The following is a 16,359-nucleotide window of genomic DNA, read 5'->3' as shown; positions in this document are numbered from 1 at the left end:
TTAATTCGACGCTGTTCTGGCGAATTCCCACAAGAATCCCGCCCATGAACACGCCCCCGATCAGCGAACCGCCCGATCAGGCATCCACGGTTCACTGGCCCATAGCCTGTCCCACACCACATCTGGAATCTGCTAGAATTGCTGTCTTTCGGGGACGTAGCTCAGCTGGGAGAGCGTCGCGTTCGCAATGCGAAGGTCGGGAGTTCGATCCTCCTCGTCTCCACCAGAATACACGCCTGACTGCTTTCAGTCAGGCGTTTTTTTGGTGCAGTGGCGCCTCGTTCCGGGACGGCCATCGTCACTACACCGGCGCGTCGGATTTGATGACCCACAGGACACGTGCTTCTGTGGTGCCGTTATTTTGAAAACGATGGGGCACGCTACTGTCGAATTGGAAGCTGTCCCCCATGTCCAGCGACCAGCTCTCGGGCCCAACGACAAGATCAAAATGCCCCGAAAGAACCAAGCCCGCTTTTTCCCCGGTGCGAGTCCAAGGCTCGTTCCCAGAGCTGCCGCCGGGTTGGATGACCAGCATGAAAACCTCAAGGCTGCCACCCTGGTTGGGTGAAAGGAGCTCTTTGACAAGGCCGATGCCGTCAAACGACAGTTTTGGCCGCTCATCCGCCTTCATGACGATCGTCTTGCCCGTGTCACGAGGCGCGTCCTCGCTCCTGAAAAACCTGGACAGCGGCACACCGAGCGCCACACGGATGCGGTCGAGAGTCTTGAGCGAGGGTGACACCTGGGATCGCTCTATATGGCTCAGCATGGCAACCGAGACACCCGCCCGCTTTGAAAGGTCATTGAGCGTCATCCCCATTTCGACTCTCGTGCTTCGAATGTAAAAACCAAGAGAGTCCAGCGGTGAGGTATCCAAGCCCAACTTTTTCTCGGCCAGCGCCATGATGAAGTCATTCCGCTGAAAAAAGCTTGTTTGCCAGTGAGAAAGCGCGGCGCTGCCTGCGAGGGTGAACGATTCGCCGCCACCCTCGAGCCGTCATGGCATCATGGCGCCACGACGTAGAACTTGGTCATGGTCTGGACAACCTCCCAAGTGCCGCGGAACCCTTTCTCGACTATAAATGTACCACCCGCCTCAAGCGTCTGAGGCTCGCCGCCCTCCGGGGTAATGATGCATTTGCCGCTGATGACGTGGCAGAATTCCCAGACCACTGTATTCAAGCTGAATTTCCCGGGGGAACACGACCACTTTCCAGAGACCATGTTCGGATCGCCGGGAGTATATACCTTCCTGTTTTGAGCCTCGGGGCGGCCATCAATCACGCTCCATCCGCCGGGAAATTGCGTAAGCGGCTCGATGGCACCAAGCAGATTATCGAAAACAACCAGTGAACCTGTCGCCATTGCGAATCCTCCAATAGGGTTAAAAGTTTAAATTTGGCCAATCAGGACCCCATGCAACGCCATTAGGCTGTCGTCGCGGATAGTTTGGCTCTCATTTATGCAACTTGCAGGGCACCGACATTCAGGCACTGGTTTGCTACATGGTCTTCTATCGCAGAATTTCAATTCCATTGAATGAAGGCCATGCTAAGGAATATAAATTATCGCATCAATGAATATTAACCCTAGTGTTTACCCGGATTTTTGCTCAATACTGCAGGTGGACCTGGACTCGGTCACCGCCGCCGGTCCGTGTCCGACGCGGCCCGGCCGGCGAGGATCGGCCCCTGGATACTAGGGGCATGACCCCGACCAGCCGGCGGCGGCGCCTGGCGGTCAGGACGGCTTGATGGCGATCTTTAGCACGCCGTCGCGCTGGTTGGCGAACAGGTCATAGGCGGCAACGATGTCGTCCAGGGCGTAGTGATGAGTGACCAAGGCTCCGAGATCGAGGCGTTCGGCGGCAATGACATTCATCAGCCGGCGCATGCGCTCTTTGCCGCCGGGGCACAGGGCGGTGTTGATGCGATGGTCGCCCAGGCCGGCGGCGAAGGCATCGAGCGGAATTGTCAGATCTTGCGAATACACGCCCAGGCTCGAGAGCGTGCCGCCGGGCTTGAGGCAGCGCAGGGCCTGCTCGAAGGTGATTTGCGTGCCGAGCGCCTCGATGGCCGAGTCGGCGCCACGGCCGCCGGTAAGCTTCATCACCTCGGAGACCACGTCGCAGGTGCGAAAGTCGAGGGTGACGTCGGCGCCCAGCCGCCGCGAGATGCCCAGGCGGTGTTCGTTGCCATCCACCGCGATAATGGTGGTCGCGCCCAGCAGGCGCGCACCGGCGGTCGCGCACAGGCCGATCGGCCCCTGGGCAAAGATGACTACCGTGTCGCCAATACGGATATTGGCGTTTTCCGCCCCTTTGAAACCAGTGGACATGATGTCCGGGCACATCAGCACCTGCTCGTCGGTGAGACCGTCGGGTATCGGCGCGAGGTTGGCCTGCGCATCCGGCACCAGCACGTATTCGGCCTGGGTGCCATCAATCAGGTTGCCGAAACGCCAGCCGGCGGTGGCCTTGTAGCCATGGCAGCCGCAGCGCCCGGAGGCGACCAGGTAGCTGCCGTCCTGCGACGGGACACCGTCCTGCGCGGCGTAAGAGCCGAAATTCGGGCAGATGGCGCCGGCGATGACGCGCTGGCCCTCTTGGTAGCCGCTGACCGCGCTGCCGAGTTTTTCAATGACCCCCACTGGCTCGTGGCCGACCGTGAGGCCCGGGGCGACCGGATACTCGCCCTTGAGGATGTGAACGTCGGTGCCGCAGATAGTGGTGGTGGTGATGCGGATCAGCGCGTCGTTGGGGCCGACCCCGGGGATGGGCTTTTCGGTCAGCTCGATGCGGCCGGGCTCGACGAATACGGCGGCTTTCATTGTGGCGGTCATTGGGGCTCTCCTTCCATGGGGCGGGCTCGTGAATGCATCCACCCGCGAACGATGGCTCCATGGTATCGGTTTGCCGCGAACAGCTTATTGCGCCAGATCAGAAATCGATACGGAAGGCCGTCTCCGGCACAGGGCAGGCTTCTGACCTAGAGCCCTGTTCGGATTAACCGTACCGGACACTAGGCGGCGCCCGCCGCCTTGCGGGCGGTACGCTCCTTTTCGATCCGCTCGGTGACGTCACGCGCCATGGCGACCGAACCGACGACCGCGCCGCCGGAATCCTTGACGAGGGCAAAGGTCATCTCGACATAGAGCTTGTGGCCACCCTTGCCCACCGCCCGCGTCAATGTCGGCAGCCCCTGGAGTCTCAGGCTGCCGCTGTCGATGGCGGCGCGGTAGCCGGCCCAGTGGGCGGCGCGCAGGTGCTCGGGAATGATCAGGTCCAGGCTGCCGCCCATGGCCTCGTCCGCATCAAAGCCGAACAGCCGGCCGGCCGCCCGGTTCCAGCGCCGTATATTGCCTGCGCGGTCCGCATAGATCAGGGCGTCGGATGTCTGTTCGATGATCCATTCGGCCAAGGCGGGGGCCTCGCTCATAGTGTCTCCTGGAAAAGGCGCGCGTTTGTCGCGCACGCGGTGAACGCGCCGGATCCGGTGTTTGTCGCTCGAGCCTGTTATACCGCTGGCGCGGCCCGAAGGGCAAACCAGCGGCTCAACGGGCGCCCAGACCTCGCAACCACTGCCCCACGTCATCGGGCAAGCGCGCCGGCGCCGCCGGCAGGTCCAGGTAACCGGACGCGAGCGGCGCCACGGTCAGTGTCTCGATGCGAAACTCGGAGCCATAGGACAGGACCCCCAGCCCGCGATCCCCCAGCGCGCGCGTGACCTCCTCCAGGCCCTGTCCCGGGGCTTGGGTGGCGGATTGCAGGCGCTCGGCGATCCGCCCGAGGACTCGCGTCAACTCGCGCACCTCGGGCTGCCGGCCCAGCACGCCCTGTCCTCTGCGCTCCCGCCCCTCGAGATCGCGGTACGACACCCTATAGACCTCGCCCGCGCGCCCGGCGACGGTCTGGCGTTCGCCCGTGGGCTCGAGCGCGGTCAGCGCGCCGACCATCTCCGCCGATGGCTTCCAGGCCAAACCGCCCAGCAGCCCGGCCGCCGCCTGCGCATCCATCACCATGGGGCTGCCGTTCATCCGCATCACTGAATAGAGACGCTCGTCGCGCAGCAGGAGATAGCCCTGCGAGACACCGGACACATCGACCCGCGCATCCGGGCCGTCAAAGGCCACCGTCAGCGTCCGGTCGCCGGCCCGCACCGTCGCCTGCGCCGCCGCCAGTGCGCCGCTCGAGGCCAAGCATCCGCAAACCAACCACAGCCATCCCCAAGCCCGCATCCTGATCTCCGTTCCAGACATGTCGATGCATGTCACGATAACGGCTTTGAGAGCACGAAAGCAGCAAGCAATCGGCTCATTTGTATCCGGATCTTGCCCACCCCGCCAGCGGGCTCAGAATCCAGCCAGCACGATTTTCCCTATCGTGCGCCCGCTTTCGATCAAGGCATGGGCCGCGCGCAAGTTCGCCGCGTTGATCGCGCCCAGATTCCGCGTGGCCGTGGCCCGGAGCTCGCCCGCGTCCACTTGGCGCGCGACCTCGTCCAGGATGTCGTGCTGGCGCGCCATATCGGGCGTATTTTGCATGGGCCGCGTGAACATCGCCTCCCAGTGGATGGAAACGCTCTTGGGTTTGTAGAGGCGCAAATCCAGCGGTTCGGGATCATCGATCAGGCCGAACCGACCCTGGGGCGTGATCACCCGGGCGATTTCCGCCCAGGCGCGGGCGCTGGTGTAGCTGGAAAAAACGTAATCAACGGTCCCCTGCCCAAGCGCCTGGATCTGTGCATCCAAGGGCTGGCGATGATCGATGACATGATCGGCGCCCAGCTCGCGCACCCAGGCCGCGCTTTCGGGCCGCGAGGCGGTCGCGATGACGGTCAGCCCCGCGCCGCGGGCCAACTGGATGGCCATGGACGGCACGCCGCCCGCACCGCCGAGAATCAATACCGAACGCCGCGGCGAGGCCATGCGCGGCACCTCCAGGCGATCAAAGAGCATTTCATACGCGGTCAGCGAGGTCAACGGCAGCGAGGCCGCGGTCGCGTGATCCAGCGACACCGGCTTGTGCCCGACGATGCGCTCGTCGACCAGTTGGAACTGCGCGTTCGATCCCGGGCGATCGGTCACCCCGGCGTAGAATACCTCGTCGCCGGGCTCGAACAAGGTCACGCCGCGCCCCACTTTTTCGACCACCCCGGACGCGTCATAGCCAATGATCATCGGCTGTTGCGGCGTGCCCCGCAGCGTCCTGCGGCTCTTGACGTCACGCGGGTTGACGGCCACGGCTTCGATCCGGACGAGCAGATCGCGCTCGCCCGGCTCGGGGACGGCGCATTCGATATCGAACAAGGACCGATCGTCCTCGATCGGCAGGCAGTCCACATAAGCAATCGCTTTCAAAGCGCCCTCCTCGTTGTTTCAGTCTGTGCCCATACACCCGGAATATGCTAACGCATACCCGCGCCCCGGTGAACGGGCGCGCCGCGCGCGAACGGCCGCGCTCAGAGCCACCGGATTCTGCGAAATTTCCAATACAGCAAGCCGCATACCGTAAAAGTCGCCCCGAGCACCGCCGGATAGCCGTAGGTCCAGCTCAGCTCGGGCATATCATGGAAATTCATGCCGTAGATCCCCGCCACCGCGGTCGGCACGGCCAGTATGGCCGCCCAGGCGGCCAGCTTGCGGGTGATATCGGTCTGCTGCATCTGGCTGAGCATCATGCTGGCCTCGAAGGCGAAGGCCAGGGCCTCGCGCAGGCTGTCGACGGACTCGACCACGCGCTGGACACGGTCGGCCACCTCACCGAAATAGCCGCGACTGTCGGCGCTGATATTGCGGGTATCCACCCGCGCCAGCCGACGGCAGATTTCCACCATCGGCACGATCACCGTATGCATGCGCAGCAGGTCCCGGCGGCAACGATACAGGCTATGGATATCCTTCTGGCGAAACCCTTCGAGCAGGAACTGGTGCTCGATCCCTTCGACCCGCGTCTCCAGCCGCGCAAGCGCCGCGACATAATGATCGGCCATGAGATCCAGGAGCGCCGAGGCCACATAATCGCTGCCACGCTCGAAAAGCTCGGGGGACTCGGTCAGCAAGGCCCGCAATTCCCGATACGACGCGCTGAAATGACGCCGGATCGTCAGCAGATAGCCGGGACCGATCAGGATCTGGGTATCGCCAAAACTGGGCTTGTCACGGAGCACCTCGACCGTGATCGCCACGATCAGCGTCAGCCGTTCGTATTCGATACTCTTGGGCCTGCGGTGCGGCGAGAGGATCTCATCGATGGCCCGGCCAGGCAGGCCAAGCCGCGCGCCCACCTCCTTCAAGACGTCGTCGGCCGGATCCTTCAGCCCGATCCACAACAGGCCCTCGCCCGCCGCGGCGATCGCATCGATTTCGGCCAAGCCGACCTCGCGGGGCGCCTGACCCTTGACGTACCAGGCGGACGCCACCACGGATTGCGAAAAAAGCTCGGCAGCGGACGGATGGGGTGTCATGGGCGGACTCGCGGTTGCAGGGCTTACTCGCCCGACGGATCGGTGCACAAGGCGTGGCGCAGATTCGCCTGCGTAATGCTCGCGCCGGGCGGCACGCTGCTGGTGACCCAGACGTTGCCGCCGATCACGGCGCCCTTGCCCAGCGTCACCCTCCCGAGAATGGTGGCGCCGGCATAGATCACCACGTCGTCCTCGACCACCGGGTGGCGCAGACCGCCCTTTTCCAGGTGACCCTCCGCGTCGGTGGCGAACCGCTTGGCGCCCAGGGTCACGGCCTGATAGATGCGCACCCGGTTGCCGATCACCGCCGTTTCACCGATCACCACCCCGGTCCCGTGATCGATAAAGAAGCTATCGCCGATCCGCGCACCAGGGTGGATGTCGATCCCCGTCTGGCTGTGCGCCAGCTCGGCGATGATGCGCGCGAGCAAAGGCAGGCCCAGCGTGTAGAGCGGATGGGCCAGCCGGTGATGGATCAGGGCCAGCACCCCGGGATAGCACAGCAGAACCTCGTCCACGCTGGTCGCGGCGGGATCGCCGCCGTAGGCCGCCAGCACATCATGGTCGAGCTGGCGCCGGATTTCGGGCAACATTTGCGCAAACCGATCGATGGCCCCGAAGGCCCTGGCCTGCAGCAAGGCATCGTCCGCCGGCTCGAGGCGGGAGGCGTAGCGCAGCTCGAGGTGCGCCTGCGTCAGCAAGCTGTTCAGGGCGGCGTCCAGCGTATACCCGACATAGAAATTCTCGCTGGTGTGGTGCAGGTCGACCGGCCCCAGGCGCATCGGGAACAGCACGCCCTTGAGGGCCTCGACCGCCTCCGCCACCGCATTGCGCGAAGGAAACTCACGCGCATCCGGTTCGCGCGCGCGCCGCTGTGAATCACGCCATGCGCTGCGGATACCGTCGAGGGCATGCACAACACCCGTCACATTGAAACTGGCCATATCGGATGATCCTATTGCTCGCGGCCCGCGGGGAGCCACCAGCCCGGAATTTTTCCGCAGGAAAATGCGCCTGCGCGCGCCATAGTGTAAGGCCACCCGGTCCGGGCCTTGGCGCAGTCCCGCCCTCCGGGCGGACTCAGAGCGCCACGTCCCGGCCCTCACGGGCGCTGGCCGCCAGAGCCTCCAGGGTGGCGGCGGTATCCAGGCTGGCCTCGGCGTGGCGGCGGATCAAGGCCACATCCCCGCTGGCCACGGCCTGGGCGAACGCCTCGGCTGCGAAACGGAACCCGCTGCCCGACGGCGACCGGACCTCCTCGAACGGAATCGTCCCGGCGCCGCCCCGGCGCACGCGCAACTGGCTGGGCTGATAGCCGTGGGGATGGTCGCCGGCCCCATCGCTGGTGTGATTGAGGAATTCCGTATCGATCGTCCCCTCGGTGCCGGCAATCGTCGCCCGGCGCTGATTGGCGACGTCCATGGCGCAGGCGAATTGGGCGCGGCGGCCGTCCGCGTAAAACAAGGTGCCGCTCATGCTGATGTCCACCCCCGTCGCGGCCCAGCTCGCGTCGGCGCGCACGCGGCTGGGCGCGCAGCCCATCACCCACCGGATCAGGCTCAGCGGATAGCTGCCGGCGTCGAGCAGCGAGCCGCCGCCCAATTCCGCTTGCATGCGGATATTCGTATTCCCGCCCAGCAGGGGAAAACCAAAAACCGCCTGCACCGAACGCACCGACCCGATCGCCCCGTCGCGCAGCAAGGCCAGCATGTCGGCGGTCTGAGGCTGGAACTGATAGGGGTAGGCCTCGAGCAACATGACCTCATGGCGGCGCGCCGCCTCGAACATGGCCTGCGCCTCGGCTCGGCCGAGCGCCAGCGGTTTTTCGCACAGGACGTGCTTGCCGCTCTCGGCGGCCCGGATCGTCCAGGCCGCATGCAGACTGTTGGGCAGGGGGATATACACCGCATCGATCTCTTGATCGGCCAGCAGCGCCTCATAACTGCCGACATGGCGGCCGATGCCGGTGTCCGCCGCAAAGCGTGCGGCCGTGTCCGCGTTGCGGCTCGCCACGGCGACGACGCGCACCGCCGCGCTGGGCGCCACATCGCGCGTGAACTGACGCGCGATATTGGCGCAGCCCAGAATGCCGAGACGCAAAGGCTCGGAGGAACGGAAAGCCATACTCATGCTTAGATCACCTGTCGGGTTCAAAAGGAACGGCGCCACGCAAAGCGGCGCACACCCGCACGGTAATGCAAGTCGGCGCGCGCCCGCAATCCCGTGCCCGCCGATCCCGCGAAACAGCCGTTTCACCCGCCCATGCACGCCAGGCCACGGCCTCGTCCATAATGCACATTTATCCACGCAAGAATGCCAATGACCGACAGGAATACCCTTTTATTGGTGGGCGGCGACCTCTGCGCGCGCGTGGCGGGAATGCTGGATCCGGCCCGCTGGCGGTGCATCGGGCTGCGCCGCCGGGCACCGCCAGCGGGCGACGGGGGCATTGCCTGGCATGCGGCCGACCTGCGCCACCGCGAGAGCCTGTCCTTTCTGGGTGCGCCGGAATTTTCCGGGATCACCCACATCCTGTACGCCCCGTCGCCCGACACCCGGACCATGACGGACTATGCCGAGGTCTACCCCTCAGGACTGCCCAGGCTGCTGGACAGCCTGGCGCCCGGCGGCCTCGAGCGGCTGCGGCGCTGTGTGCTGGTGGGGTCTTCCGCGGTCTGGGGGCCTTCCGACCATTGGGTGGACGAGGATACGCCGCCGGACAATACCGATTTCCGCGCGCGGGCGCTGCTGGGTGCCGAGGCCGCGCTGCACGCCGCCCTGCGGCCGGGCGTCGGGGTCGTCCTGCGCCTGTCGGGCCTGTACGGACCAGGCCGGCTGCGCCTGGCCGAGGGCTTGCGCGCCGGCACGATCGCCGCGCCCGGCGGCCCGGGCCACTGGGCGAATCGGATACACATCGACGATGCCGCACGGGCCTGCGCACACCTGCTGAGCATGGCCGACCCCGGGCCGCTGTATATCGGCACGGACGATCGCCCCCTGCCGACCGCGGAGCTGTACGACGCCATCGCGCGCCTGGCCGGCGGCCCGCCGCCCACCCGACAAGCCCGGCCGGCAAGCGGCAAGCGTTTGTCCAATGCGCGGCTGCGGGCCAGCGGCTGGACGCCCGCGTGGCCGAACGCGCCGGATGGATACGCGGCCTGCCTCGCCGGGTGGGCGGCGCACCGCCTCCCGCCCCCGTCATGACCCGTCACGCGCCGCACCGGATACTCAATCCGGCAAGGCGAAAGCCACCAGGTCATCCCCCATCCTGGTGCCAAACGACCCGTGGCCGCCGGCCATGATCACCACATACTGCCGGCCGCCCGCCGCATAAGTCATCGGCGTGGCCTGGCCACCGGCGGGCAGGCGCGCCTCCCACAACAGGCTGCCGCTGCTCACGTCGAAGGCGCGCAAGTAGTTGTCCTGGGTGGCGGCCACGAACATCACATTGCCTGCGGTCGAGATGGGTCCACCCAAACCCGGCACACCGATCTTCAGCGGCGGCAACTGGAATAGCCGCGGCAGGCTGTCGCGAATGGTGCCGATGCGTTTCTTCCAGACCACCTGATTGCTCAGCAAATCCACGCCGGCCACATAGCCCCAGGCGGGCGCCTTGCAAGGCAGGCCCAGCGGCGACAGGAATGGATTGATCGTCACGCCGTACGGAGTGCCGTACATCGGCTGCACGCCGCTTTCCGTGCCGGTCCCCTCGCCCCTGGCACGGTTCGGATCCTCGGGCACGAGTCTGGAGACGAACGGCAGGCCGATCGGGTTCATCAACGCCACCTGGCGGTCTTGGTTCACCGACATGCCGCCCCACTCGAACACGCCCAGATTGCCGGGAAACACCAGCGTGCCGTTTTCGGACGGCGGCGTGTAGATGCCGTCGTAGTTGAGACGCTTGAACATCACGCGGCACACCAACTGATCCAGCAGCGTGGCCCCCCACATATCCTTGTCGGTGAGCGTGCCAGGCGGGGCCAGATCCAGCGCCGAGAACGGCTGTGTCGGCGCGTAATGCTCGCCCCGGGTCTGCGGACCCCGCGCCACGCGTTGCGGCACGGCTTTTTCCGCCACCGGCACGACGGGCTCGCCACTGCGGCGGTCCAGCACGAACACATTGCCGGTCTTGGTGAGCACATAAATGGCCGGCACTGTCCGGCCATCATTCGTCCGCACGTCCATCAGCGAGGGTTGCGCCGGAACATCCATGTCCCACAGATCGTGGTGCGTGGTCTGGAAATGCCAGATCAGGCGGCCGGTGGCGGCATCGAGCGCCAGGACGGCGTTTGCGTAGCGTTCCTTCAGGGGGCCGCGGTCGCCGCCCCAGATGTCGGGCGTGCCCACGCCGGTGGGGACGTAGACCCTATCGGTCTGCGCGTCGTAGGCCAAGGGCGCCCAGGCGTTGGGCGAATTATGCACGAACTCGGTGTGCTCGCCCGGCATGGCGTTGGGATTCTCCGCGCCGGTGTCGAACACCCATTTCAGCGCGCCGGTGCGCACATCGTAGCCACGAATCACGCCGGACGGTTCTTGATTGGAGAAATTGTCCGTCACCGATCCGCCAATGACGATGGTCGTCGCGGTGACCACCGGCGGCGAGGTCGGGTTATACCCCCCCGGGTAGGCATGGGGCATGCTTTTCTGCAGATCGATCTCGCCGTCCTTGCCGAAATCACTGCATTTGCGGCCGTCATCGGCATTCACCGCAATCAGGCGCCCGTCATTGGTGGGCAAGAGCACCTTGCGCGGGCAGACGGTCGAGGCAGGCCCCCCGGCCTTGTCCAGACTGGCCGGAAAACGCTCGGTATTGCCCGCGTCGTGATAGGCGACGCCGCGGCAGGTCAAGTGCTGGAAGGACTTGTCGGCCTTCAGTTGCGGATCAAAGCGCCACAAGCGCCGGCCGGTGGCGGCATCCAGCGCGTCCAGGAACTGGTGCGGCGTGCAGAGGTACAGCGTGTCGCCGACTTTGATCGGCGTGACCTCATTGGTGGTTTCACCCGAATCATTCTCGCCCCGGAAGTCGCCCGTGTGATAGACCCAGGCCACTTGCAGGTCCTTGACGTTCCCGGCATTGATCTGGGTGAGCGGCGAATAACGCACCCCGCCCTCAGTGCGCCCATAGGACGGCCAGTCCTCGTCCGCCACGCCGCGCACCGCCTGTGCCTGGGCCGGCTGGGCGCGGGCGAACACGCCGTCGATTTCCTGCGGATCGTCGTATACGCCATAGCCCAGCACCACCAGCATGGCCACCATCGCCACGCCCATGGCGGTCTTGGCGGGGCGCGGAGACACGAACCCGCGCGTGGCCGCCGGCAGCAGCAGCCACAGCCCTAGCAGGAACAGCAAATCATAGCGCGGCGCCAGTGCCCAGAAATCGGCGCCGACCTCCCACAGCCCCCAGACCAGCGTGGCCGCCAGGATCAGCGCGTACAGCCATAAGCCCGTCGCCTGGCCGCGCCTCAGAAACCATACGCTCAGCAACAGCGCCACACCCAGTGCCGCGTAATACCAGGAGCCGCCCAGCACTGCCAGCCAGGCGCCGCCCAGGAGGGAAAAAAGCGCGATCAGAAGCAGAACGATCCAGCCCAGGGTTTGGGCCACGCCCCTGTTTCGATGGGTCGAATCCATGGGAGTCATCCTTGCGCGTGAGGCATGGCGACCACTCTATCACGGGGATGGACACGAACACCTGAATGGCGAGGGGGCGAATTGCTACGAGTCCATAAGGGGTTCAGAAGGCCGAGCTTCGCGATGGCAACAAGGTCATCCGACGCGGGCGTCCAAAATCGGTGGCCCCGAGCGTATCCACCTTTAGAGGCAAAGGGAAATCATATCAAAACGCTCTGATCAGTTTGAGACTGATCAGAGCGTATTCTTGACTACCGTAGGGCTCACCGCAGAGGCTGTTCCAAGCGAATCAGATACCCGTTACCCGATAAGCGAACCGCCTGGAACATCCCGCACCCTAAGAATTACCGCAGCAGCGACAGCACGGTCTGCGGAACCTGGTTGGCTTGCGCCAGGACCGAGGTGCCGGCCTGCTGCAGGATCTGCGCGCGGGTCATGTTGGAGACTTCCACCGCATAGTCGGCATCCTCGATGCGCGACCGGGCGGCCGACAGGTTGGTAATGGTGTTGGTCAGATTGGCGATCGTGGACTCGAAGCGGTTCTGCACGGCACCCAATTCGCTGCGCAGAGAATCGACGTCCGCCAAGGCGTCATCCAGCGCCTGGAGGGGGTTGGCATTCGCCGTACCCGCGGATGCCGCGTCAAAGGTCAGGACATCACTGGCATCCTTATACAATTGAGCACCTTGGCCATCGGTGATCATGCCGTTGCCCTGCTCGTAATAGGTTGTCGTCGTGACGGTGCTCGCCTCTGTCGTCAGCAAACCGGAGGCCGCGTTATAGCGCATTGCTGCTCCGGTGGACGTCTGCGTCACGGTACCGGCGGTAACCGTGTAGCCGTTGCTCGTCGAGAAGTCTTCGGCCGCCATCGCCGCCTTGCTCATCGTGGCGCCCGTCACATCGATCGTAGCGGTGTTGCCGGCGAACTTGGTGCCACCCAGGGTGATGGTACTCGTACCCGAGGCCTGAATCGCGGTGGTCAGATCGCCAATTGTCGCTTGAGGGTCGCCATCCGCATTGTTGGTGGTGAGGTTGCCCGTTGCATCCAGGTACAACACTTGGCCGTTCTCGGCCGTCAGGTTGCCACCTGCCTCGACGATGGCCACCGCATCCTTGCCGCCGATATTGGCTGTGATGCTGATGGAACCGCCAGCGGCGGTCGCGGCTGTCGTGATGTATGTCGCCACATCCGTATCGGCGGCACCGTCCGCGCTGAAGGTAAAGGTCTCGGTCGCCGCATTGTAGATATAACTGTCGCCCTTGGCCGCGACACCCAGACCGTTCGCCGTGCTGCCGGTATAAGTCACCGAGCTCGTATCCACCAGGCTATCCATGACGTTGGCAGCCGTCGCTACAGCATTGCCAACCGTCGTATCCTTGCTCCAAACAGTCGTGCCATTCGCCCCGGCCGTCGAGGTGAAGCCCCCATCGATCAGGTCTTGCTTGGCGGCGGCGGTGTTTGCAACATCCTTGTTGTTGATGTTGAAGCCGTCCAGGCCCAGCTCTGCGCTGTTGATGGTGCGGAAGTTGACCTCAATCGTCTGGCCGTCATTTGCGCCCACCTGGATTTTCAGCTTGCCCGCCGTGTCGCTGAGCACATACTGGCCGTTGAACTGGGTTTCCCTCGATACGCGATCGATCTCCTCCAGGCGCTGATCGATTTCCGCCTGAATGGAGTTCAGGTCGGAGGCCGAGTTCGAGCCGTTGGCGGCCTGCACCGACAGCTCGCGGACGCGCTGCAGGTTGTTGTTGATTTCGTTCAGGGCGCCTTCGGTCGTTTGAGCGATCGAGATGCCGTCGTTGGCGTTGCGGCTGGCCTGCGTCAGGCCCCGGATATTGGCGGAAAAGCGATTGGCGATGGCTTGACCGGCGGCATCATCCTTGGCGCTGTTGATGCGCAGGCCGGACGACAAGCGCTCGATGGCAGAACCCAGGGCATTCTGCGACCTGACCAGATTGTTCTGGGAAACCAGAGCCAAGTAGTTCGTGTTGATAACAGCCATGAAAGACTCCTAAATGTGTGTGGCGCAGGATTCGCGCTGATTGCCCAGGATGACAAACCGAGTGACCTCCTGTTCTGCCGCATTTACGGATATGAGGGAGGGAACTTTAGGGCGCGCACGCACCGGCGACATCCACGGCGACCCGCCCACATGTCCCTGGGATGAGGGGCCACGGGTTTTTCGGGGCGACGTGTGCGAACCTGCCGCCGCAGCCGCACTCGGCGGGCATATGCCCGCCATCGCCCCCTTTTCCAGGCTTTTTCCCCGCTTTCCGATGGACGCCGAGCCCGTATGCTAGGGACTGGCCCGTTTCCCCCAACCTCGATGATCGCCCTCTGGCGCCGCACCCCGAGACCCGGCGCCACGGCCATCCCAGGATCTCACATGAATTCCACACAGGACACCCGCGCCGATCGCCCGTTCGACGATCCTGACTCGGCATCGACCGGCTTGTCCGACGCCAATCAAGGCCTGGCCGAGGACTATGATCGCCAGGTCTATACCTCGAACGCCTTCTGGTATGCCGCGCCCGGCCACCTGCGCGCCGCCGCCCACCTGTATGGCCTGGAGGCCCCGACGCTGGAGCACGCGCGGGTGCTCGAGCTGGGCTGCGCGGGCGGCGGCAACGTGCTGCCCTTTGCGCTGACCCATCCCGGGGCCCAGGTCGTGGGCGTGGACTTGTCGCCAGTGCAGATCGCCCACGGACAAGGCTTGATCGACACGCTGGGCCTGAAAAACCTGCAACTGCGCGCGATGAGCCTGACCGATATCACGCCGGACTTCGGGCAGTTCGACTACATCATCGCGCACGGGGTATTCAGTTGGGTACCGCATGAGGTCCGCGAGGCCATGATGCGTATCCTGCGTGACAATCTCGCGCCGGACGGGGTCGGCTATATCAGCTACAACACCTATCCGGGCTGGAAGGCCGGCGATATCGTGCGCGACGCGATGCTGCTGCATAGCCACAGCGTGGCGCGCGACGAGGATAGACTGCCCGCGGCCAAGGCCATGCTGAACCTATTGTCCGAAGGGATCGCCCCCAGCAACCCCCTGGCCTCGTCCCTGCGGGCGGCCGTCCAGCAGTTGCGCCAACAATCAGACTATTACATCGCGCACGAACACCTGGAAACCTATAACAACCCCTGCTACCTGCTCGAGTTCGTCAGTCTGGCCGACCAATTCGGCTTGACCCACGTGGGCGATGCCGAGGCGCAGTCCGAGCTGGGGGAAACCTACGGCGCGCAGACCCGCCTGAACCACAATCTGGTCGCCCTGGGCCAGCCGCGCGAGATGCGCCAGCAGTATCTCGATTTCGCGGTCGGACGGAATTTCCGCAAGAGCCTGCTCGTGCATCAAGCGCGCGCCGGCGACCTCTCAGCCGCCCCCCTCATGGAGCGGCTGGGGGATCTGCGTTGGGCGGGCTCTTTCATTGAAACCGAACCCCCAGCCCAGGCGCCGGCGGGCGTGCGTTTTTTCCGCAACCACCGCCAGCACCCCCTCCACAGCAACGACGCCACGATATTGAGTGTGATCCAGACTCTCAGCCGCCACTGGCCATCCAGCCTGACGACCGACGAGTTACTGGACAATATGCGCGCCGACCTGCCAGAGAGCCCCGAAGCGGCGCGCGAGGCCTTGCAAACCGCCCTGCGGACCCTGTTCCGGCTGAACATGCTGTGCTATTTGCTCACGCCCTCGCCTTATGACGCGACGAAAGCCGCCGACGAGGCGGAGCCTCCCCGATTGATCCCAGGGTTTCAGGTGATCTTCGAGGCGCAACGCGATCCCGCGTTCGGCGTCGGCATCTTCACGCTGTGGCACGAGACGGTCAACCTGCAGTTGAAAGACGCCGAGGCCTGGCTATTACCGCACATCGACGGACGCCACAGCCGCAAGCAATTGGCGACGATCCTGCGCGACGCGCTCAGCCAGGGCATCGTGCCCGACAACGACGGCCGCTCGCTGAAGGGCCAGCGCAACCTGGACCAAAAGGCCGGCACCCTGGTGAAAAACCTGCTGGACCTGCTGCAACGCCTGGCGCTGCTGCAATAGGCGGCATCGGCAACGCCCGCACCTTCAAGGGCACCGGCGGTTCGCCGATTGCCCGCCCTCTTTCAAATACCCCCGAGGGCGCTCTCGCCTGCGCCATCGACTCCAGCCAGTCCGTACTTCTCGCAGTGACCAAACAGCCCACTTGAACGTCCATGGGGCGGCGTCCTCGGCCATGATGGGCACTCCCCATTCATGCGAGGGTGCCC

The 16,359-nt window shown here is 64.7% G+C and carries 13 protein-coding genes and 1 tRNA gene; 3 read left to right on the top strand and 11 right to left on the bottom strand.

The features are described 5' to 3' along the window. The first annotated feature begins 150 nt into the window (after positions 1 to 150). A tRNA-Ala gene (locus ABS761_RS13530) sits at positions 151 to 226 on the top strand. A gap of 75 nt (positions 227 to 301) precedes the next feature. Here ABS761_RS13530 and ABS761_RS13525 read toward each other — a convergent pair. The 9 genes from ABS761_RS13525 to ABS761_RS13485 form a co-directional block, all read right to left on the bottom strand. Further along, positions 302 to 904: a helix-turn-helix domain-containing protein gene (locus ABS761_RS13525; RefSeq protein WP_350408865.1), complete on the bottom strand. Its 603-nt coding sequence runs from the start codon at positions 902 to 904 to the stop codon at positions 302 to 304. Between the two features lie 101 nt (positions 905 to 1,005). After that, positions 1,006 to 1,365 carry a cupin domain-containing protein gene (locus tag ABS761_RS13520; RefSeq protein WP_350408864.1) on the bottom strand — a complete coding sequence of 120 codons (360 nt, stop codon included), beginning with the start codon at positions 1,363 to 1,365 and terminating at the stop codon, positions 1,006 to 1,008. A 375-nt stretch (positions 1,366 to 1,740) separates the two neighbouring features. Further along, positions 1,741 to 2,841, bottom strand: coding sequence for an NAD(P)-dependent alcohol dehydrogenase (locus ABS761_RS13515; protein WP_350408863.1), 1,101 nt, complete (start codon positions 2,839 to 2,841; stop codon positions 1,741 to 1,743). Positions 2,842 to 3,020: 179 nt separating this feature from the next. Then, positions 3,021 to 3,437 carry a PAS domain-containing protein gene (locus ABS761_RS13510; protein WP_350408862.1) on the bottom strand — a complete coding sequence of 139 codons (417 nt, stop codon included), beginning with the start codon at positions 3,435 to 3,437 and terminating at the stop codon, positions 3,021 to 3,023. Positions 3,438 to 3,552: 115 nt separating this feature from the next. Beyond that, entirely contained in the window at positions 3,553 to 4,236 is a 684-nt protein-coding gene (locus ABS761_RS13505) for a hypothetical protein (RefSeq protein WP_350408861.1), read from the bottom strand. A gap of 114 nt (positions 4,237 to 4,350) precedes the next feature. Continuing rightward, a complete protein-coding gene (locus tag ABS761_RS13500) occupies positions 4,351 to 5,358 on the bottom strand; it encodes a zinc-binding alcohol dehydrogenase family protein (protein ID WP_350408860.1) in 1,008 nt (335 codons plus the stop codon). A gap of 101 nt (positions 5,359 to 5,459) precedes the next feature. Then, entirely contained in the window at positions 5,460 to 6,464 is a 1,005-nt protein-coding gene (locus tag ABS761_RS13495; protein WP_350408859.1) for a magnesium and cobalt transport protein CorA, read from the bottom strand. A gap of 23 nt (positions 6,465 to 6,487) precedes the next feature. After that, complete coding sequence (gene epsC, locus ABS761_RS13490; RefSeq protein ID WP_350408858.1) at positions 6,488 to 7,408, bottom strand: serine O-acetyltransferase EpsC; 921 nt, start codon at positions 7,406 to 7,408, stop codon at positions 6,488 to 6,490. 136 nt (positions 7,409 to 7,544) lie between these two features. Continuing rightward, positions 7,545 to 8,594, bottom strand: a complete 1,050-nt coding sequence (locus ABS761_RS13485; protein WP_350408857.1) for a Gfo/Idh/MocA family protein — start codon at positions 8,592 to 8,594, stop codon at positions 7,545 to 7,547. A gap of 189 nt (positions 8,595 to 8,783) precedes the next feature. Here ABS761_RS13485 and ABS761_RS13480 point away from each other — a divergent pair, with 189 nt between their 5' ends. Beyond that, entirely contained in the window at positions 8,784 to 9,668 is an 885-nt protein-coding gene (locus tag ABS761_RS13480) for an NAD-dependent epimerase/dehydratase family protein (protein ID WP_350408856.1), read from the top strand. A gap of 24 nt (positions 9,669 to 9,692) precedes the next feature. On the opposite strand, the gene ABS761_RS13475 is transcribed toward ABS761_RS13480, so the two are convergent. Together ABS761_RS13475 and ABS761_RS13470 are read right to left on the bottom strand one after the other, a co-directional pair. After that, a complete protein-coding gene (locus ABS761_RS13475) occupies positions 9,693 to 12,095 on the bottom strand; it encodes a glucose/quinate/shikimate family membrane-bound PQQ-dependent dehydrogenase (RefSeq protein ID WP_350408855.1) in 2,403 nt (800 codons plus the stop codon). A gap of 344 nt (positions 12,096 to 12,439) precedes the next feature. Continuing rightward, the gene (locus ABS761_RS13470) at positions 12,440 to 14,098 is read right to left on the bottom strand and encodes a flagellin N-terminal helical domain-containing protein (protein ID WP_350408854.1); all 1,659 of its coding nucleotides are present in this window, start codon (positions 14,096 to 14,098) and stop codon (positions 12,440 to 12,442) included. A 384-nt stretch (positions 14,099 to 14,482) separates the two neighbouring features. Here ABS761_RS13470 and ABS761_RS13465 point away from each other — a divergent pair, with 384 nt between their 5' ends. Beyond that, on the top strand, positions 14,483 to 16,153 hold the full coding sequence (locus tag ABS761_RS13465) for a class I SAM-dependent methyltransferase (protein WP_350408853.1): 1,671 nt from the start codon (positions 14,483 to 14,485) through the stop codon (positions 16,151 to 16,153). Positions 16,154 to 16,359 lie beyond the last annotated feature (206 nt).

Source organism: Castellaniella sp. GW247-6E4 (assembly GCF_040276065.1).
GTDB lineage: Bacteria > Pseudomonadota > Gammaproteobacteria > Burkholderiales > Burkholderiaceae_B > Castellaniella.
The sequence above is the reverse complement of the archived record's forward strand: the minus strand, read 5'-3'. Positions and strand labels throughout refer to the sequence as shown.